A 19,721-nucleotide genomic window follows, 5' to 3' on the forward strand; every position below is an offset into this window, starting at 1 on the left:
CATGGAATCGATCGTCTAGATTTAGTTTTGACGCGTTTTCTTTACGCGAACCGGTATCCACTTCGCTCGAAAACGCTCTGCTACACCTTCTTCGATCGCACCGCGCACCGACGCCGCAGCGTGCGACGCAATCAATAGGCTGGGGGAAATGACATGGCGGGATTGTTGCGCCGCGCGGCCGCCATGGCTGCGCCGCTCGGACTTGCGTTCATCTTTGCATCGCCGGCGCAGGCCGCGGGCTCCGAGATCAACACCGCCGACACCGCCTGGATGATCGTCGCCACCGCGCTGGTGCTGATGATGACGATCCCGGGGCTGGCGCTGTTCTATTCCGGCATGGTGCGCAAGAAGAACGTGCTCGCGACCATGGCACAGAGCCTTGCCGCAGTGACGATGATCTCCATTCTCTGGGTCGCGTTCGGCTATTCGCTGTGCTTCGTCGGCGACGGCCCCTGGATCGGCACGCTCGACCGCTGGTTCCTTGCCGGCATGACGATGGACAGCGTCAACCCGGCCGCGAAGACGATCCCGGAATCGCTGTTCATGCTGTACCAGATGACCTTTGCCATCATCACGGTGGCGCTGGTCGCGGGGTCCGTCGCCGATCGCATGCGATTTTCCGCCTATCTCCTGTTTTCGGTCGCCTGGTTCATCTTCGTCTACATTCCACTGGCGCATTGGGTGTGGGGCGGCGGCTTCCTCGCCAGCATGGGCGTGCTGGATTTCGCCGGCGGCCTAGTCGTGCATCTGTCGGCCGGCACCGGCGGCCTTGTCGCCGCCAAGGTGATGGGACGCCGCCATGGCTACGGCACCGAAAATCTCTCGCCGTTCGATCTTTCGCTCGCGGTGATGGGCACGGGCCTGTTGTGGGTCGGCTGGTTCGGCTTCAACGGCGGCTCGGCGGGCGCGGCCAATTCGCGCGCGGTGATGGCGATCATCGCGACGCATCTTGCGGCCTGCTCCGGCGCGCTGACCTGGGGTGCGATCGAATGGTCGACGCGGCGCAAGCCTTCCGTGCTCGGCATGATCTCCGGCGCGGTGGCCGGGCTCGGCACCATCACGCCGGCCTCAGGCTTCGTGGCACCGTGGCACGGCATCGTCATCGGCATGATCGCGGGCCTCGTCTGCTACTGGGCCTGCACCTGGCTGAAGCACCGCTTCGACTATGACGATTCGCTCGACGTGTTCGGGGTCCACGGCATCGGCGGACTGACCGGCACCTTGCTCGCCGGTGTGTTCGCAACCAGCGCGATCGGCGGCACTGCCGGCCTGATCGAGGGCCACCCGCAGCAATTGCTGCTCCAGCTCTACGGGGTCGCCGTCACCTTCGTCTGGTCGGCCGGGGTGAGTTTCGTCCTGCTCAAGCTGGTCGGCCTGTTCGTGCCGCTGCGCGTATCCCGTGAGCACGAGCTGGAGGGACTGGATATTTCGCAGCACGGAGAGGCGTTGCAGTAGCGCAGCGGCTGGCAGCCGCTTGCCCGAAGCACTGGACGGCCGCAGGTCGCTTCGAGCTTGCACAACACATAAGTATATGCTTATGTCTCGTTATGATCGAAGCCGACATCTTCAAGGCGCTAGCCGACCCGACGCGCCGAAAGGTTTTTGAAAAGCTCGCTGGCGGAAGCCTGAATGCCAGCGCTTTGCGCGACGGGTTGGAGATCAGCCAACCGGCGATGTCGCAGCATCTTGCGGTGCTACGTGCGGCGGGCCTAGTGCGCGAAGAGCGGCAGGGCCGCTTTGTGAATTATGAGGTCGATCCGGACGGAATCGCCACCATCGGGACGTGGCTTGCACGCTACCGCGCCTATTGGCCGAAGCGCATGGAGGCGCTCGCCGGTCTCTTGAAGGAGATGGATCAATGAGCGACGCAATGAAGCCTGATCACTCCGCCCCAGCCTTGGTGCTCCAATATGACCTCGATGCACCGCCGGCGAAGGTCTGGCGCGCCGTGACCATTCCGGCCCTGCGCGAGCGCTGGCTGCCGGGCTCCGACCTTGCGGGCGCCGAACCTGAATCATCGATCGCGGGCGAAGAGGTGCGCTACCGTCTCCGCGAGCCCGAACCGCCGTTTCGTGAAAGCCACGTCACCTTCCGGATCGAGCCGAACGAAGCCGGCGGCACCCGCGTTCGCATCATCCAGCAAGCATGCGACGATCGAGCAAAGCTGCCGCAGGCGGCCAACACCAATTGCTCCCTGATGCGCGCGGCCTAACGGCAAGCAGACTTCATCACCCGCAGAAATGGAGGTCGCCGATGCGCGGCATGCTGCAACTCGTCCCTATGGTCGTCGAACAGTCCACCCGCGGCGAGCGATCCTTCGACATCTATTCGCGGCTCCTGCGCGAGCGCATCATCTTCCTGAACGGCGAGGTCAATGATGCGATGTCCGGACTGGTCTGCGCGCAGCTCCTGTTCCTGGAAGCGGAGAATCCGAACAAGCCAATCAATCTCTACATCAATTCCTATGGCGGCGTGATCACCAGTGGCCTCGCGATGTACGACACCATGCAATTCATCAAGGCGCCGGTCCATACGCTGTGTATGGGCACCGCGCGCTCCATGGGCTCGTTCCTGCTGATGGCCGGCGCGCCCGGTCACCGCGCTGCCCTGCCCAATGCGAGCCTCCACGTGCATCAGCCGCTCGGCGGCTTCCAAGGCCAGGCGTCCGACATCCTGATCCATGCAACCGAAATGCAGGAAACCAAGCGGCGCATCATCCGTCTCTATGCAAAGCATTGCGGGCGCCCCGAGCAGGAGGTGGAACGAACTCTGGACCGCGATCACTTCATGACCGCGAACCAAGCGGTCGAATGGGGACTGATCGACAGGGTTATTGCGGAACGCGAGGTCGCCTGACGGTCCGAAGCTGGTCGGCCCGGTGGTGCCCTTGAGCGTATCTCGTGAGCACGAGCTGGAGGGACTGGATATTTCGCAGCACGGTGAAGCACTGCAGTAGGCGACTGCTCTACCAAAATACCTTCGCGCTGCCCGGCGCATGAGCAACATTGTGTCGGCAGCCTGTCTTGCTCGTATTTTGAGCAGGCCTGATCACGTTTTGAGCGCGACGTAATAGCGCACTGCAGCGAAACACGCGCCGAACGCGAAAACACCCGTTTTCATAGTCCGTTAGGCAAGACGCTCGATCTGGCACGGCATTTGATTCTAGGGGTCCTGGCTGTGCCCGCGTAGTGAACTTTCTCCCTCGTGGCGAACCAGTCGAGAAACGCCCGGCCACGTCCGGACCGGGCCCAAGCGGGGATAGGACCCATGAAAATTGTTATGGCGATTATCAAGCCATTCAAGCTGGAAGAAGTCCGTGACGCCCTGACCGCCATCGGCGTTCACGGGCTTACGGTGACGGAAGTCAAGGGATATGGCCGTCAGAAGGGCCATACGGAAATCTATCGCGGCGCCGAATATGCCGTGAGCTTCCTGCCCAAGATCAAGATCGAGGTCGCTGTCGCCTCCGACCAGGTCGACAAGACCATCGACGCCATCACGTCGGCTGCGAAAACCGGGCAAATCGGCGACGGCAAGATCTTCGTCATCAACCTCGACCATGCGGTTCGCATCCGCACCGGCGAGGCCGACGCCGCGGCCCTCTGATTTCGCGCTCAATCAAAAATTCAATCAGGAGTAAATGAAATGACGTTTAAGCGTCCCTATGGCGCGGGATTGGCGGCTCTCGCAGTCGGCCTGTTCGCTGCGACCGCAGCCTATGCCGAGCCAACGGTCAACAAGGGAGACAACGCCTGGATGCTGACATCGACAGTGCTCGTGCTGTTGATGACGATCCCGGGTCTTGCGCTGTTCTACGGCGGTCTCGTCCGCTCCAAGAACATGCTCTCGGTCCTGATGCAGGTGTTCTACACCGTCTGCGTCGTCACCGTGATCTGGGCCGTATACGGCTACAGCCTCGCCTTCACCGGCGGCTCCGACTTCATCGGCGGCTTCTCCAAGGCCTTCATGATGGGCGTCACCACCGACTCGAAGGCAGCGACGTTCAGCGTCGACGCCAACATCTCGGAGCTCATCTATATCTGCTTCCAGATGACCTTCGCGGCGATCACGCCCGCGCTGATCGTCGGCGCTTTTGCCGAGCGCATGAAGTTCGCGGCCATCGCGCTGTTCATCCCGCTCTGGGTCACCCTGATCTACTTCCCGATCGCGCACATGGTCTGGTACTGGCCCGGCCCGGACGCGATTCAGGATGCGGCCAAGGCGCTTGCTGCAGCGGCTGATGGCGCGGCGAAGACCGCGGCGCAGGCCAAGCTCGACGAGATCAACGCCGACGCCGGCTGGATCTTCAAGAAGGGCGCGATCGACTTTGCGGGCGGCACCGTGGTGCACATCAACGCCGGCATTGCAGGTCTCGTCGGCGCTTTGCTGATCGGCAAGCGCGTCGGCTACGGCAAAGAGCTGATGGCTCCGCACTCGCTGACGATGTCGATGATCGGTGCTTCGCTGCTCTGGGTCGGTTGGTTCGGCTTCAACGCCGGCTCCAACTTAGAGGCCAACGGCGGCGCAGCCCTCGCCATGACCAACTCCTTCGTCGCCACCGCGGCCGCCGCGCTGTCGTGGATGTTTGCGGAGTGGATCGTGAAGGGTCATCCCTCCGTGCTCGGCATCATCTCCGGCGCTGTTGCGGGCCTCGTGGCGGTCACGCCTGCGGCCGGCTTCGCCGGCGTGATGGGTGCGATCGTGCTCGGCCTCGTCGTCGGCGTCGTCTGCCTGTTCTTCTGCACCGTCGTGAAGAACGCGCTCGGCTACGATGATTCCCTCGACGTGTTCGGCGTGCACTGCATCGGCGGCATCATCGGCGCCCTCGGCACCGGCATCCTGGTCAACCCGGCTCTCGGCGGTGCGGGCATCATCGACTACACCGCGATCCCGCCCAAGGTTGCCGATTACGACTTCACGGCGCAGATGATCTCCCAGATCGAGGCCGTCTGCACCACGCTGGTGTGGTCGGGTGTCGGTTCGGCGATCCTCTACAAGGTCGTCGATGTGATCGTCGGCCTGCGCGCCAATGTCGAGACCGAGCGTGAAGGCCTCGACATCACCGAGCACACCGAGCGCGCCTACAACATGTAAGTGTTCTCCCGGGGCGCGATCCTCTCGGGGATCGCGTCCAGAACTACGGTTTGGGCACATACCCGGCAATGCCCCGACCGTTGAGGGGCTCCAGCGCAAGTTGGAGCCCCTTTCTTTTTGGTCACGCGGGCCAAAGAAAAAGATTGCCATTCCTCACCGCCGGCGCAGAAATATCGACCACAACGAAACAATAATCGGGAGGTCGTCATGCGTTTGGAAGGCGGATGCTATTGCGGCGAAGTGCGTTACGTGGCCGAGGGCGACCCGATGATGCAGGCGCAGTGTCATTGCCGCGAGTGCCAGTACATCTCGGGCGGCGCGCCCAACACCTTCATCGCGATGCCGGCGGCGGGCTTCAGCTACATCACCGGGCAGCCCAAGCAGTTCACGCGCAAGGATCTCGAGCGAGCCGTCACGCGCGAATTCTGCGCCGAGTGCGGCACGCATCTGGTGACCAAGGTTCCCGGTCTTCCCGCCGCGATCCTGAAAGTGGGCACGCTGGACGAGCCGACGCAATTCCACCCACAGATGGCGATCTACACCTGCGACAAGCAGGAATTCCACGCGATTCCCGCGGGCATGCCGACATTCGAGAAGCTGCCGGCGCACTAGGCCGCGATGACTGTGCGCTCCCTCCCCCGCCTGCGGGGGAGGGCAGCGGAGAGGGTGTCTCGACGACGAAGACTCGCCCAGAGGAGAGAACCCGCACCCGCGCCTTCGGCGCGACCTCTCCCGTAAACGGGAGAGGTGGAAGAAACAGTCCCGCCCGGTAGCCTTGTATCGTTGTTATCCGCCTCATTATTCCTGCCTGGACGGGTGCGCCCACCGATGGTTAATCGCGTCTTAACCTCGCCCTATCTATGGTGAAATGAACCGCTTCCCGCCGGCGCAATCCATGCGACGGCAGTTCCAAGAGTGCTGGCGCCCAACGAATGGCTATGACCGCTTCATCCCGTGCGCCGCAGGGCGGTGGAAGCTCCGACAGCGAGCGCTCGCCCTTCGTCCGGCTGAACGAGCTGCTGGCACCCCATCAGCCAGGCAAGCCCTTGATTACGCTTGCAGTCGGCGAGCCCCAGCATCCTGTGCCTGACTTCGTCGGCCCTGTGCTGGCCAAGCACATCGCCGATTTCGGCCGTTACCCGGCGAATAAGGGCACCGACCCGTTCCGCAAAGCAGCGGGCGCCTGGCTGTCGTCGCGCTTCAAGCTGCCGCGACCGCTCGATCCCGAGAGCGAGGTTCTCGTCCTCAATGGCAGCCGCGAGGGACTGTTCTTTGCCGCGATCACGGCGGCGCGCTATGTCGGGCCGCGTCCCGGCAAGCCCGCGATCCTGATGCCGAATCCGTTCTATCCAGTCTATGGCGCCGGGGCCCGCGCAGCCGCTTGCGAGCCGGTCTATCTGCCGACCACGGTCGAGAACGGTTTCCTGCCCGATCTCGACGCCATCGACGAGGCGACACTGGCGCGCACGGTGGCGTTCTATCTGGCCTCGCCCGCCAACCCGCAGGGCTCGGTCGCCTCGCGCGACTATTTTCTTCGCCTCAAGCAGCTCGCCGATCGCTACGGCTTCGTGATCCTGAGCGACGAGTGCTATTCGGAGATCTACACCCGCGAAGCACCGGGCAGCGCGCTGGAATGCGCCGGCCCCGACTTCACCCGCGTGGTTGCGTTCCAGTCGCTCTCGAAGCGCTCGAATCTGCCGGGCATGCGCGTCGGCTTCGCCGCCGGGGACAAGAAATTCATCAGCATGTTTCTCGAGCTGCGCAATGTCGCGGCGCCGCAGGTGCCGGTGCCGCTCCAGCATGTCGCGACCGTTGCCTACGGCGACGAGGCGCATGTCGAGGAGAACCGCAGGCTGTACCGGATCAAGTTCGATCTCGCCGACCAGATCATCGGCAATCGTTACGGCTATCGCCGGCCCGATGGCGGCTTCTGCGTCTGGCTCAATACGTCCGAGCTCGGAGACGACGTGTCTGTGTGCCTGAAACTCTTCAAGGAAGCAGGCGTGCGCGTGGTGCCCGGCAGCTATTTGGCGCGGCTCCAGCCCGACGGTTTCAATCCCGGTGCCGGCTACATTCGCCTCGCACTGGTGCAGGATGGTGAGACCACGGCGGCGGCGCTGCACCGCCTGGTCGAGACTCTGGGTTAGGCGGGGCCCATGAGCATGTCGACAATCGAACGTGTCATTCCTCTGGTCGGCCATCTGCCGCCTTCGATCCGCGAGGCGCTGACGAAACGCGTGCGCGAGCTCGCCGGTCTTGGGCTGATCGCGTTCTCGGGCGTCGCCTCGGCCGCGCTGATGACCTGGTCGGTGCAGGATCCCAGTCTCAGCCACGCGACCTCGCGGCCGATCCGCAACATTCTCGGCTATGCCGGCGCGATCGGCGCCGACCTTGCGATGCAGATCCTCGGGCTCGGTGCGATCATGCTGATCCTGACCGTCGCGGTCTGGGGCTGGCGCATGCTGACCCATCGCCCGTTCGACCGCGAGGCGCTGCGGCTTGGCTGCTGGATTCTCTGCACGGTGATCGCAGCAGGATTTGCGAGCTGCTGGCCGCATGGCGGCGCGTGGCCGCTGCCGACCGGAATTGGCGGCGTGGTCGGCGACGCATTGGTGCGAGCGCCCGCGGTGATTTTCGGGCCGGCCGGCACGATCTATCGCATCGTGCTCGGATTGATTCTGTTCGTCGCAATGTCCGCGACTTTCCTGATCGCCTGCGGTTTTGGCGCGCGCGAGCACGACGACGAGCTTTCCGAGATCGAGGATGACGATACGCCGCTCGACGAAGACGAGGGCAGCGATCGCGGCTCGGTGTCGTTGGGTTGGCTGTTTCATGCGCTGATGAGCACGAAGGCGCGGCTGATCTGGCTGCTCGGCACTGCCTATCGCTCGCTGGTCTCGAGCACGCCGAAGCCCCGCGCGATTGCCTTCGACCGCCAGGAGCCGAATCTCGGCGGCGGCCGTGCCGCCCCGCCGATCTCGCCGCAGTCCGAGGATGAGGATTACGAGGACGGGCACGACGACGAAGACGAGGAGGAGGAAGAGGAAGCGCCGGCCGCGCGCGCACCGCGCAAGAAGGCCGCGCCGAAAGCTGCGCCCAAGAAATCCTCCGACAAGTTCGAGCTTCCGTCCGTGTCCGTGCTGGCCGCGCCCAAGGCCGGCGATCGCCAGCCGCTCAGCAAGGCCGAGCTGGAAGCCAATTCGCGCGCGCTCGAAGGCGTGCTGCAGGATTTCGGTGTGCGCGGCGAGATCGTGAAGTCCAATCCCGGTCCGGTGGTCACGCTGTACGAGCTGGAGCCGGCGCCCGGCATCAAGTCGTCGCGCGTGATTGGACTTGCCGACGACATCGCCCGTTCGATGAGCGCGCTGTCGGCGCGCGTCGCCGTCGTGCCCGGCCGCAATGCGATCGGCATCGAGCTGCCGAACGCGCATCGCGAGAAAGTCTATCTGCGCGAGCTGCTGGTCGCCAAGGAGACGACAGAGACGGTTGCAAAGCTGCCGCTCTGCCTCGGCAAGACCATCGGCGGCGATCCCGTCATCATCGATCTTGCGCGCACGCCTCACATGCTGATCGCCGGCACCACCGGCTCGGGCAAGTCGGTCGCCATCAACACCATGATCCTCAGCCTGGTCTACCGGCTGCGCCCGGACCAGTGCCGGCTGATCATGGTCGATCCCAAGATGCTCGAACTCTCCGTCTATGACGGCATTCCCCATCTGCTGACGCCGGTCGTGACCGATCCGAAGAAGGCTGTGGTCGCGCTGAAATGGGCCGTGCGCGAGATGGAAGAGCGCTATAAGAACATGGCCAAGCTCGGCGTGCGCAACATCGACGGTTACAATGCGCGCCTGCTCGAAGTGAAGGCAAAGGGAGAGGAGCCGACGCGCACGGTGCACACCGGCTTCGACAAGGAGACCGGCAAGGCGATCTACGAGGAAGAGAAGCTTTCGCTGGAGCCGCTGCCCTACATCGTCATCATCGTCGACGAAATGGCCGACCTGATGATGGTCGCCGGCAAGGACATCGAAGGTGCTGTGCAGCGCCTCGCACAGATGGCGCGCGCCGCGGGCCTGCACGTGATCCTCGCCACGCAGCGTCCATCGGTCGACGTCATCACCGGTACGATCAAGGCGAACTTCCCGACCCGCATCGCCTTCCAGGTCACCTCCAAGATCGACAGCCGCACCATTCTGGGCGAGATGGGCGCCGAGCAACTGCTCGGTCAGGGCGACATGCTCTACATGGCCGGCGGCGGCCGCATCAGCCGCGTGCACGGACCTTTTGCATCGGATGAGGAAGTCGAGAAGGTGGTGCGCCACCTCAAGACGCAGGGACAGCCCGAATATCTCGAAGCGGTCACCGCCGAGGAGCCCACCGAGGACGAGGACGGCGCAGTGTTCGACGCCACCGGCATGGGTGCGGACGGCGGCGGCGACCTGTTTTCGCAAGCCGTGGCAATCGTCAAGCGCGACCGCAAGGCTTCGACCAGCTACATCCAGCGCCGCCTGCAAATCGGCTACAACCGCGCCGCCTCGCTGATGGAGCGCATGGAACTGGAAGGCATTGTTGGACCCGCCAATCACGCCGGTAAGCGCGAGATCCTGGTCGAGGAAGAAGACAGCCATATGTGAGGCAGCCCGTCTCAAAATGCATTCTCACGCAAAAACGATGTCTGCTTTTGCCTGAAATCACGCTAAAACGACGCCCAGCCATACAGGACGACGCGTTGATCAAACATCCGGACATTCGATTCGCTGCCTCCATCGCTGCGCGAAGCGCGCGCGTGGCCGGCGTGCTTCTCGTCACCGCCGCGATGGTGACCGCCGCGTCTTTTGCACAGAACGTACCCGTGCCAAAGCCGGCGCCCAAGGCCCGTGACGGTGCTCCGCCTTCGGGTGGGCCGTCGATCACCGGCGCGACCCAGGCGCCACCGAATCCGGTGATTCCGGATCCGCGCCGCAACGTGCCGAGCAGCATCTTCCAGACCTTCGATGCCAACCAGAAGGCGCAGGCGGCCAAGGTCAGCGCCTATCTGTCGTCGCTTTCGACGCTGGTCGGGAATTTCGTCCAGGTCGGCCCCGACGGCAGCAAGACGCAAGGCGACTTCTACATCCAGAAGCCGGGCAAGGTGCGCTTCGAATATGATCCGCCGAGCCCGATCGACATTGTCGCCGACGGATCGTCGCTCGTGGTTCGCGACCGCAAGCTGGCGACGCAAGACGTCTATCCGCTGTCGCAAACGCCGCTGCGCTTCCTGCTGTCGGACCGGATCGACCTGATGAAGGACACCAACGTCGTCAACGTCACCGCCGACGACGTCTTCGTCAGCGTCACCATCGAGGAGAAGCAGGCGCTGGTCGGCACCAGCCGCCTGATGCTGATGTTCGGCGCCAAGGACGGCCAGCTTAAGCAATGGACCGTCACCGACCCGCAGGGCTATGACACCACGATTGCGGTCTACAATCTCGATGCGGGCAAGAAGCTCGATCCCGGCATGTTCAAGATCGACTTCACCAATTACGGCCCGTCGCCGGGTTGAGCCGAGACGGCGTAGGGTGGCCAAAGCGGCAGCGTGCCCGCCAGTCGCATCGCGAGCTCGAAAAGACGTGGGCACGGCGCTTTGCGCCTTTGCCCACCCTACGAGAGCTTGCTAAGACGCAATTCTCATGCGTTTTTCCCTGACAACCTGGAATATCAACTCGGTGCGGCTGCGCATCGAGCTCGTCGCGAAATTTCTCAAGAGCGCGCGGCCCGACGTGCTGTGCCTCCAGGAGACCAAGTGCATCGACGATGCCTTTCCGATGAAGCGCTTCAAGCGGCTCGGCTATGAGCATGTCGCGCTGAACGGGCAGAAGGGTTATCACGGCGTCGCCATCGTCTCGAAGATTCCGTTCGAGTCGAAGGACATCCGCACCTTCTGCGACAAGGTCGATTCGCGCCACATCTCGGTGTCGTTCGGCGAAAAGGCCAATATCGCAAAGCCGCTGGTGCTGCATAATTTCTACGTCCCCGCCGGCGGCGACGTTCCTGACCCCGCGCTGAACGAGAAGTTCGACCACAAGCTCCGCTTCCTCGACGAGATGAAGGCCTGCGAGCCGCTGCATCCGCGCGAAGACGACCGCCACATCCTGGTCGGCGATCTCAACGTCGCCCCGCACGAGAACGACGTGTGGTCGCACAAGCAGCTGCTGAAGGTGGTGTCGCACACCCCGATCGAAACCGAGAAGCTGCAGGCGGCGCTGAAGGCCGGCGAATGGATCGACGTCGCGCGCGAGCGCATTCCGATGTCGGAAAAGGTCTACACGTGGTGGAGCTATCGCTCCGCCGACTGGACCGTCGGCGACCGCGGCCGCAGGCTCGACCACATCTGGGTCTCGCGTGCGCTGAAAGACGCGGTCAGCGATTTCAGGATTCTGCGCGACGCGCGGAGCTGGGAGCGGCCGTCGGACCACGTGCCGGTGACGGTCACGCTGGAGGTGTGACGGCGTTGAGCCGCGATTGATGCCCTCATCCTGAGGGCGCGCTCTTCGCGCGCGTCTCGAAGGATGGGCTGCAGGCAACAGCCGGGCCTTCATGGTTCGAGACGGCGCCGACGCGCCTCCTCACCATGAGGAAGCTAATTGGTCAGCTTTCCGCCCGCCATCAGGATATCGCTAGCGATCTGGCTCGAGCGAATTGCGAATTCGTCGCGGAGGCGAACCGCTGCGGCCGGGTCGCTTTCGAGCACGCGCTGAAACAGGCTGCGTGCGATGCGGATGACCGAAGAATGCTCGATCGCGATCGCGCCCGACGGCCGCTTCATCGGCACGACCAGCGCAAGTTCGCCGATCAGCGCACCGGGACCGGCGATCATTTCGGCGCCGGCGCCGTCATCGACCCGAAAGGCGCCGCGCTGGACCACGAAGCCGGCATCGGCGTCGTCGCCGAGATTGAACAGGACGTCGCCGCGAACGAAGTCGCGCTGCTCGGAACCGATCGCCAGCATGCGCAACGAGGCGTCTCCCAACAGGCGCAATGTCGGGACACGCTCGAGAAGCGCTACGTCGTCATCGATTGACATTCAGGTCCGAGGCTCAGGGGCACGCAATCTAAAACGATTCGCACACCCCCGAAGCGTATCACGGCACCAGCTTGTAGCCACCGGCTTCGGTGACCAGGATTTCCGGGTTGGCGGCATCCTTCTCGATCTTCTGGCGCAGACGGTAGATGTGGGTTTCCAGCGTATGGGTGGTGACGCCGGAATTGTAGCCCCAGACCTCCTGGAGCAGGGTCTCGCGCGAGACCGGCAGCTGGCCGGCCCGGTAAAGGAAGCGCAGGATCGCCGTCTCCTTCTCCGTCAGCCGCACCTTGCGCGCATTGGCGGCGGTCAGCATTTTGGAGCCGGGACGGAAGCTGTAGGGGCCGACCGAGAACACCGCGTCTTCGCTGGCTTCGTGCTGGCGAAGTTGGGCGCGGATGCGGGCGAGCAGCACGGCGAAGCGGAACGGTTTTGCGACATAGTCGTTGGCACCGGATTCCAGGCCCAAAATCGTGTCGGAGTCGGTGTCATGCCCGGTCAGCATGATGATCGGAGCCTTGAACCCGCCCTTGCGCAGGGAGCGGACCACCTCGCGGCCGTCGGTGTCGGGCAGGCCGACATCCATCAGGACGAGATCGGGGGAATTGGCCTTTGCGGCGCTTGCGCCCTTGGCGCCGGTATCGACGGCGGAGGCTTCAAATTCTTCGTGCAGCGATAATTGCTCCACCAACGTATCGCGCAGATCGGTATCGTCATCCACGATCAGGATCTTGCGGGCATTGGCCATAGGGGGTCATCCTTTTGGGGTCCGGCTCGGCGCGCATGCATGCCGCGCTCAGCCGTGATGGGAAAGTTAGGGGTCGCCGTTATTATTATTGATGTTCGTCTTGAAGTAGTGGGCTGTTACCGATTCACAAGCCAGAACCACTCTAACCCAGAATAGCAGGGCACTTTGATGAATGTCCTGTAATGAATTCGACATCGCAATTTCACATGAAAACAGAAGATAATTCAGTCGGTTACACCAAGCAAAGGCGCTCCGGGCCGCTGCGGACGATCCGCGTTAAGCCCGCTGCCGGTAATCCGCGCCGGGGCTGGCTGACGGCCGGACAGCTGACAATTCCGGTGGCGCTGGGGCAGGGCGGCATTCGGGCCAACAAGCGCGAGGGCGACGGCGGCACGCCAAGGGGCAGCTTCCACCCGCGGCGATTATGGTGGCGGGACGACCGTCACAGCCGCCCGCAGACCTTCTTGCCGGCCCGGACCATCACCAGTGAAGATGGCTGGTGCGAGGACCCCGGGGATCGCCATTACAACCAGCCGATCCGGCTCGGGCGGGAGCAGGGCGGCGACCGGCTCAAGCGGGTGGACCATCTCTATGACTTCATCATCGAGATCGACCACAACACCAAGCCGCGCATTGCCGGCCGCGGCAGCGCTGTGTTCTTGCATCTGGCCCGCGACAATTTCGGCCCGACTGCGGGCTGCATCTCCATGACAAAAGCCGCGATGCTGCGATTGCTGCGGCGGCTCGGGCCGCGCACAAGAATCATCATCGGGTGAGGGGGGCGCCTTGGGGAAGATGTCGGTGAGCTTCACGTGATCACCGCGCACTCCGCAGTCATTGCGAGCGTAGCGAAGCAATCCAGAATCTCTCCGCGGTGGCAGTCTGGATTGCTTCGCTTCGCTCGCAATGACGAATTTGAGAGCTCGGACGAAGCTCGGCCCTCGCCAACGACTCCTACCGGTGCCCGAAGATCGCACTGCCCACGCGCACATGCGTGGCGCCGAGCATGATCGCTGTGGCAAAATCCGCGCTCATGCCCATCGACAGATTCTTCAGACCGTTGCGGGCAGCGATCTTGGCGGTGAGCGCAAAATGCGCCGCCGGCGGCTCGTCGACCGGCGGGATGCACATCAGGCCGGAGATAGTCAGCCCATAGGTGTCGCGGCAGTTCGCCAGGAAGGCATCGGCCTCGCCGGGCGCGACGCCGGCCTTTTGCGGCTCCTCGCCGGTGTTGATCTGGACGAAGAGCTCGGGATGCTTTTTCTGGGATTCGATTTCCTTGGCTAACGCTTGGCAAATGCTCGGGCGGTCAACCGAATGGATGGCGTCGAACAGCGCAACCGCCTCTTTCGCCTTGTTGGATTGCAGCGGTCCGATCAGATGCAGTGCGATATCGGGATAAGCAGATATTAACGCCGGCCACTTGCCCTTGGCCTCCTGCACGCGATTCTCGCCGAATACGCGCTGTCCGGCGGCAATAACCGGCGTAATTGCATCCGCGGCGAAAGTCTTGGACACCGCAATCAGCGTGACCGAGGCGCGATCGCGCCGCGCTTCCGTGCAGGCGCGCGCGATTTCCGCTTCGACTAAGGCGAGCCCGTTTGGTGAATGGCCGGTTAGCGGCGCGGCGTTGGATTCGGTCATGATGTCGGTCGGCACTGATTGTTGCGGAGGTAGTTCCAATTTTACCAAGTTCAAGAAAGGGTTTTTGAACCCTTCGCTTTACCTTGCCGCGTGGGGTGGGCAGCGAAGATGGCAAGCGTCAGTTTCAACCGCAAACGAGCGAAACTCAAGCAGGTTCTCGGAATCCGGGCACGGCTTGCGTTGCTCGCGGTGATTCTGGTGGCGCCTTTGATGCTCGAGCGCATCCGTTCGCTCGAAGGCACGCGGGCGAGGCAGATTGCGCAGGCCGCGACCGAATTCACCACCATCGCAAGGCACAGCGCCGACGCGCAGCGTGAAGTGATCTCGTCGGTCGAGACCATCCTGAAATCGGAAGCCTTTATCCGCGCCTCCGTCGGCGGCATCAGCAAGAGCTGCGATGTGCTGCGCGCGAGCCTGCCGTCGAGCCTTCCCTGGATCCGCACGCTTCTCATCGCCGGCCAGGACGGGCACATCCAGTGCGCCACCAACAACATGTATGTCGGCCTTGACCTGAGCGACCGGCCTTACTTCCAGCAGGCGCAGGAGACCGGCCGCTTCGTTCTCAGCGACTTCATCCTGTCGCGGCCCGTGCCGGCACCGACCGTCATGGCGGTCTATCCGGTGTCCGCGTTCAGCGGCGTAGCTGATGCCGTCGTGCTGGCAACGGTCAATCTCGACTGGATGTCGAAGGTCATGAACAATCTGGGCGGTCGCGCCGGCATCACCGCGGTGCTGGTCGACAGCGCCGGCACCGTGCTGGCCGCGCCCGCCGACCAGCACAGCGCGGTCGGCCGGCCCCTCGACAACATGCCGCTGATGTCGGCGATCGCCGACAAGGCGTTGCGTTCGGACCAGGACGAGGGCTCGCTGTCTTTCCTTGCCGCCGATGGATCCCGGCGCGCGGTCAGCTACATCCGTATTGTCGGCACCAATGCCCGTCTGATCGCCAGCATCGACGAGGACAAGGTGTCCGCGGCGGTCAGCCGCGACATTCGCACCGCCTATCTCCAGCTCGCCTTCGTGGTCCTGTTCGTCCTGCTCGGCGCGCTGATCGCCGCAGAGAAACTCGTGATCAAGCCGATCGAGATGCTCGCCGACATGGCCAAGCGGCTCGGCGAGGGTGATCTGTCGGCCCGCGCTGCGCGCAATCGCCTGCCTTCCGAATTCGTGCCGCTGGCGCGCGCGTTCAATGCGATGGCCGCGCAACTGAGCCAGCGCGAGCGCGAGCTGGTCGCGAGCAACGACCGGCTGACGGTGATGGCCTCGATCGATATGCTGTCGGGACTCGCCAACCGCCGCGGCTTCCAGAGCCGGCTCGACTTCGAATGGATGCGCGCACAGCAATATGGCAGCGAGCTCGCGCTGTTGATGATCGACGTCGACCATTTCAAGCTGTTCAACGACACCTATGGCCACCTCGAAGGCGATTCCTGCCTGACCAGGCTCGGCGAATCGCTGTCCGGCATCGCCGCCGATACGATGGGCTTTGCGGCGCGCTATGGCGGCGAAGAATTCTGCCTGTTGCTGCCGAACACCGACGTGACACGCGCCGTCGAAATCGGCGAACAGGTGCGCGCGGCCGTGCACAAGCTCTGCCTGCCGCACATCACATCGAACCACATGATCGTCACCGTCTCGATCGGCGTCGCCGCAACGCGGCCCAACGAGACCCTGCGCCCCGGCGACCTGATCGAAGCCGCCGATGCCGCGCTTTACGTCGCCAAGCACCGCGGCCGCAACAGCGTCGCCGAGCACGGCATCGTGCCGATCGAAGGCGGTACCGCCGATATGATGATGGCGGGCTAATATCGCCCGGGTGCGGTCACACTGGAACGTGTGTCTCGCCATCAGCCGCGCGCGGCTCGCGGGGCATCCGAAAGCCAGACCGGCCGCGGATATCCAACCCGTTGACCCCACGGCCGCTTTTGTGGCCTAGTCCGCCCTCCTTAAAGCGGCCCGAAACTCACGAAAACCCAACGATTCCATGACCTCCGAACGTTATAACGCCCGCGATTCCGAACCGCGCTGGCAAGCCGCCTGGGACCAGCAGGCGATTTTCGTCTCAAAGAACGACGATTCGCGGCCGAAATACTACGTGCTCGAGATGTTCCCCTACCCCTCCGGGCGCATCCATATCGGCCATGTCCGCAATTACACGCTGGGCGATGTGCTGGCGCGCTTCATGCGCGCCAAAGGGTTCAACGTGCTGCACCCGATGGGCTGGGATGCCTTCGGCCTGCCGGCCGAAAACGCCGCCATCGAGCGCAAGGTCGCGCCGAAAGCCTGGACCTACGACAACATCGCCGCGATGAAGAAACAGCTCCGCTCGATCGGGCTGTCGCTGGACTGGAGCCGCGAGATCGCGACCTGCGATCCCTCCTACTACAAGCACCAGCAGAAGATGTTCCTGGACTTCCTGCGCGCAGGGCTAGCCGAGCGCGAGAAGCGCAAGGTGAACTGGGACCCCGTCGACATGACCGTGCTCGCCAACGAGCAGGTGATCGACGGTCGCGGCTGGCGTTCGGGAGCCGTGGTCGAACAACGGGAAATGAACCAGTGGGTCTTCAAGATCACGAAGTACTCGCAGGAACTGCTGGACGCGCTTGATAGCCTGGACCGCTGGCCCGACAAGGTCCGGCTGATGCAGCGCAACTGGATCGGCCGGTCCGAAGGCCTGTTGGTCCGCTTCGCACTCGATCAGGCGACGACGCCGGCCGGCGAGAGCGAGCTGAAGGTTTTTACGACGCGCCAGGACACGCTGTTCGGCGCGAAGTTCATGGCGATCTCGGCGGACCATCCGCTGGCGACGGCGGCCGCCGCGAAGAACCCGAAGCTCGCGGAGTTCATCGCCGAGATCAAGAAGATCGGCACCGCGCAGGAGATCATCGACACCGCGGAGAAGCAGGGCTTTGACACCGGCATCCGCGCGGTCCATCCGTTCGATTCCAGCTGGAAGCTGCCGGTCTATGTCGCCAACTTCGTGCTGATGGAATACGGCACCGGCGCGATCTTCGGCTGCCCCGCGCATGACCAGCGCGACCTCGACTTCGTCAACAAGTACGCCCTCGGCAATACGCCGGTGGTGTGCCCCGAAGGTCAGGATCCGAAATCGTTTGTCATCACCGACACCGCCTATGACGGTGACGGCCGCATGATCAATTCGCGCTTCCTCGACGGCATGACCATCGACGAGGCCAAGAACGAAGTTGCGAAACGCCTGGAAAACGAGCTGCGTGGCAATGCGCCGGTCGGCGAGCGGCAGGTCAATTTCCGCCTGCGCGACTGGGGCATTTCACGCCAGCGCTATTGGGGCTGCCCGATTCCCGTCATCCATTGTCCGACATGCGATGTCGTGCCGGTGCCGGATGCCGATTTGCCGGTCGAGCTGCCGGATGACGCGACCTTCGACAAGCCCGGCAACGCGCTCGACCATCACCCGACCTGGAAGCACGTGACCTGCCCGCAATGCGGGGCCAAGGCCCAGCGCGAAACCGACACCATGGACACCTTCGTAGATTCGTCCTGGTATTTTGCGCGCTTCACCGATCCCTGGAACGAGAACGCGCCGACGACGCCCGCGGTCGCCAACCGGATGATGCCGGTCGACCAGTATATCGGCGGCGTCGAGCACGCGATCCTGCATCTGCTCTACAGCCGCTTCTTCGTGCGCGCGATGAAGGCGACCGGCCACATCGCGATGGACGAGCCGTTCGCAGGCATGTTCACGCAGGGCATGGTGGTGCACGAGACCTACCAGAAGGCCGACGGCAGCTATGTCCAGCCGGCCGAGGTGAAGATCGAAGTCGGCGGTAATGGCAGGCGCGCTGTTCTGATGACGACCGGCGAAGACATCCAGATCGGCGCGATCGAGAAGATGTCGAAGTCGAAGAAGAACACGGTCGACCCCGACGACATCATCGAGACCTACGGCGCCGACGTCGCGCGCTGGTTCATGCTGTCGGACTCTCCGCCCGACCGCGACGTGATCTGGAGCGACGAACGCGTCCAGGGCGCCTCGCGCTTCGTGCAGCGGCTGTGGCGGCTGGTGAACGAGGCCGCGGAACTGGGCAAGGACGCAGCCGCGGCGCGGCCGGCTTCGTTCGGGGCCGATGCGACCGCCCTGCGCAAGGCCGCCCATGGCGCGCTGGATAAGGTCACGACCGGCATCGAGCGGCTGCACTTCAACGTCTGCCTCGCCCATATCCGCGAATTCGCCAACGCCTTTTCGGGGGTGTTGCAGCGTCCCGGCCAACCAGCCCCCGACTTGGCCTGGGCGATCCGGGAGGCCGGCCAGATCCTGGTTCAGCTGTTCTCCCCGATGATGCCGCATCTGGCCGAGGAATGCTGGCAGGTCTTGTCTACGAATGGGTTGGGCCGGACCGGGCTGGTTTCCGAGGCGCCCTGGCCGCAAATCGAACGCGATTTGCTGGTTGAAGATAGCGTGACGCTGGTAGTCCAGGTCAACGGCAAGAAGCGGGGCGAGGTCACAGTTGCAACAGCGGCCCAGAATCCGGAAATCGAGGCTGCCGTTTTGGCGCTCGATGCGGTAAAGCTGGCCCTGGACGGCAAACCCGTCCGCAAGGTGATCATCGTCCCCAAGAGGATCGTGAATGTTGTCGGCTAGGATCCGCATCGCAGCCCGTTTGCTGGCGGTCGCCGCTCTGGCGGCGCTGACGGCCGGCTGCTTCCAACCGATGTATGCCGAGCGGACCGACGGCACCCCTGGCCTCCGCGAGAAGCTGATGGGGATCGAAATTCCCCCGGTCGACAAGCCGAACGCCTCCCGAGAGGCCCGCGTCGGGGTCGAGGTCCGTAACGCCCTTGCGTTCAAGCTTTACGGCACTGCCACGGGTATGCCGCCGACCCACCGCCTAGTGCTCCGCTTCAGCGCCGGCCGCTCGTCCCTGATCGTCGATCCCAGCACGGCGCTGCCGACAACCGAAACATACAGCCTCGATGCTCAGTACAACCTGATTGACCTCGCGACCAACAAGTCGGTGATGACCGGCAGCACGTTCTCGCGCGTGTCCTACGACATGCCCGGCTCCTACCAGCGGTTCTCCCGTAATCGAGCGCTGCGCGACGCGGAAGACCGTGCCGCCAACGAGATCGCCGAGAACATCAACACCCGGCTCGCCTCGTTCTTCACCGCGGGCACGTAATCATCTCTCATTCCGG

Annotated in this window: 18 protein-coding genes; 15 read left to right on the plus strand and 3 right to left on the minus strand. The window is 63.7% G+C overall.

Annotation, left to right across the window (positions count from 1 at the left end; all coding sequences use genetic code 11):
• The first annotated feature begins 153 nt into the window (after positions 1 to 153).
• The 11 genes from FXV83_RS35405 to xth all read left to right on the plus strand — a co-directional run bounded on the left by FXV83_RS35405 (position 154) and on the right by xth (position 11,576).
• Entirely contained in the window at positions 154 to 1,455 is a 1,302-nt protein-coding gene (locus FXV83_RS35405) for an ammonium transporter (protein ID WP_148744172.1), read from the plus strand.
• Between the two features lie 92 nt (positions 1,456 to 1,547).
• Positions 1,548 to 1,862 (plus strand): ArsR/SmtB family transcription factor, encoded by a 315-nt coding sequence (locus FXV83_RS35410; RefSeq protein ID WP_148744173.1) that lies wholly within the window; start codon positions 1,548 to 1,550, stop codon positions 1,860 to 1,862.
• Entirely contained in the window at positions 1,859 to 2,212 is a 354-nt protein-coding gene (locus FXV83_RS35415; RefSeq protein ID WP_148744174.1) for an SRPBCC family protein, read from the plus strand. The genes FXV83_RS35410 and FXV83_RS35415 overlap by 4 nt, the downstream gene beginning before the upstream one ends.
• Before the next feature lie 41 nt (positions 2,213 to 2,253).
• Complete coding sequence (locus FXV83_RS35420) at positions 2,254 to 2,856, plus strand: ATP-dependent Clp protease proteolytic subunit (RefSeq protein ID WP_148744175.1); 603 nt, start codon at positions 2,254 to 2,256, stop codon at positions 2,854 to 2,856.
• 411 nt (positions 2,857 to 3,267) lie between these two features.
• On the plus strand, positions 3,268 to 3,606 hold the full coding sequence (locus FXV83_RS35425; RefSeq protein WP_008142813.1) for a P-II family nitrogen regulator: 339 nt from the start codon (positions 3,268 to 3,270) through the stop codon (positions 3,604 to 3,606).
• Between the two features lie 39 nt (positions 3,607 to 3,645).
• Positions 3,646 to 5,094: an ammonium transporter gene (locus FXV83_RS35430; protein ID WP_148744176.1), complete on the plus strand. Its 1,449-nt coding sequence runs from the start codon at positions 3,646 to 3,648 to the stop codon at positions 5,092 to 5,094.
• Positions 5,095 to 5,301: 207 nt separating this feature from the next.
• A complete protein-coding gene (locus FXV83_RS35435; protein WP_148744177.1) occupies positions 5,302 to 5,706 on the plus strand; it encodes a GFA family protein in 405 nt (134 codons plus the stop codon).
• A 320-nt stretch (positions 5,707 to 6,026) separates the two neighbouring features.
• Positions 6,027 to 7,241, plus strand: a complete 1,215-nt coding sequence (locus tag FXV83_RS35440; RefSeq protein WP_148744178.1) for an aminotransferase class I/II-fold pyridoxal phosphate-dependent enzyme — start codon at positions 6,027 to 6,029, stop codon at positions 7,239 to 7,241.
• A 9-nt stretch (positions 7,242 to 7,250) separates the two neighbouring features.
• A complete protein-coding gene (locus tag FXV83_RS35445; RefSeq protein WP_148744179.1) occupies positions 7,251 to 9,725 on the plus strand; it encodes a DNA translocase FtsK in 2,475 nt (824 codons plus the stop codon).
• A gap of 152 nt (positions 9,726 to 9,877) precedes the next feature.
• Positions 9,878 to 10,633, plus strand: a complete 756-nt coding sequence (locus FXV83_RS35450; protein WP_148744219.1) for an outer membrane lipoprotein carrier protein LolA — start codon at positions 9,878 to 9,880, stop codon at positions 10,631 to 10,633.
• Between the two features lie 127 nt (positions 10,634 to 10,760).
• On the plus strand, positions 10,761 to 11,576 hold the full coding sequence (xth, locus tag FXV83_RS35455) for an exodeoxyribonuclease III (RefSeq protein WP_148744180.1): 816 nt from the start codon (positions 10,761 to 10,763) through the stop codon (positions 11,574 to 11,576).
• A 134-nt stretch (positions 11,577 to 11,710) separates the two neighbouring features.
• Here xth and FXV83_RS35460 read toward each other — a convergent pair whose 3' ends face one another.
• Complete coding sequence (locus FXV83_RS35460) at positions 11,711 to 12,154, minus strand: cyclic nucleotide-binding domain-containing protein (protein WP_148744181.1); 444 nt, start codon at positions 12,152 to 12,154, stop codon at positions 11,711 to 11,713.
• Positions 12,155 to 12,212: 58 nt separating this feature from the next.
• Positions 12,213 to 12,899 (minus strand): response regulator transcription factor, encoded by a 687-nt coding sequence (locus tag FXV83_RS35465; RefSeq protein WP_148744182.1) that lies wholly within the window; start codon positions 12,897 to 12,899, stop codon positions 12,213 to 12,215.
• Between the two features lie 206 nt (positions 12,900 to 13,105).
• Here FXV83_RS35465 and FXV83_RS35470 point away from each other — a divergent pair, with 206 nt between their 5' ends.
• Positions 13,106 to 13,675: a L,D-transpeptidase family protein gene (locus FXV83_RS35470; protein WP_235940436.1), complete on the plus strand. Its 570-nt coding sequence runs from the start codon at positions 13,106 to 13,108 to the stop codon at positions 13,673 to 13,675.
• Positions 13,676 to 13,853: 178 nt separating this feature from the next.
• Here the strand turns inward: FXV83_RS35470 and FXV83_RS35475 are convergent, their stop codons facing one another.
• Positions 13,854 to 14,543 carry a YggS family pyridoxal phosphate-dependent enzyme gene (locus tag FXV83_RS35475; protein ID WP_148744184.1) on the minus strand — a complete coding sequence of 230 codons (690 nt, stop codon included), beginning with the start codon at positions 14,541 to 14,543 and terminating at the stop codon, positions 13,854 to 13,856.
• A 108-nt stretch (positions 14,544 to 14,651) separates the two neighbouring features.
• Between FXV83_RS35475 and FXV83_RS35480 the strand changes: the two genes are divergently transcribed.
• From FXV83_RS35480 to lptE, 3 genes are all read left to right on the plus strand, one after another.
• The gene (locus tag FXV83_RS35480; RefSeq protein WP_187436397.1) at positions 14,652 to 16,349 is read left to right on the plus strand and encodes a diguanylate cyclase domain-containing protein; all 1,698 of its coding nucleotides are present in this window, start codon (positions 14,652 to 14,654) and stop codon (positions 16,347 to 16,349) included.
• Between the two features lie 178 nt (positions 16,350 to 16,527).
• The gene (gene leuS / locus FXV83_RS35485; protein ID WP_148744186.1) at positions 16,528 to 19,167 is read left to right on the plus strand and encodes a leucine--tRNA ligase; all 2,640 of its coding nucleotides are present in this window, start codon (positions 16,528 to 16,530) and stop codon (positions 19,165 to 19,167) included.
• On the plus strand, positions 19,154 to 19,705 hold the full coding sequence (gene lptE / locus FXV83_RS35490) for an LPS assembly lipoprotein LptE (protein ID WP_148744187.1): 552 nt from the start codon (positions 19,154 to 19,156) through the stop codon (positions 19,703 to 19,705). Before leuS ends, lptE begins: the two co-directional genes overlap by 14 nt.
• The last annotated feature ends 16 nt before the right edge of the window (positions 19,706 to 19,721 follow it).

The organism is Bradyrhizobium hipponense (assembly GCF_008123965.1).
Classification (GTDB): domain Bacteria; phylum Pseudomonadota; class Alphaproteobacteria; order Rhizobiales; family Xanthobacteraceae; genus Bradyrhizobium; species Bradyrhizobium hipponense.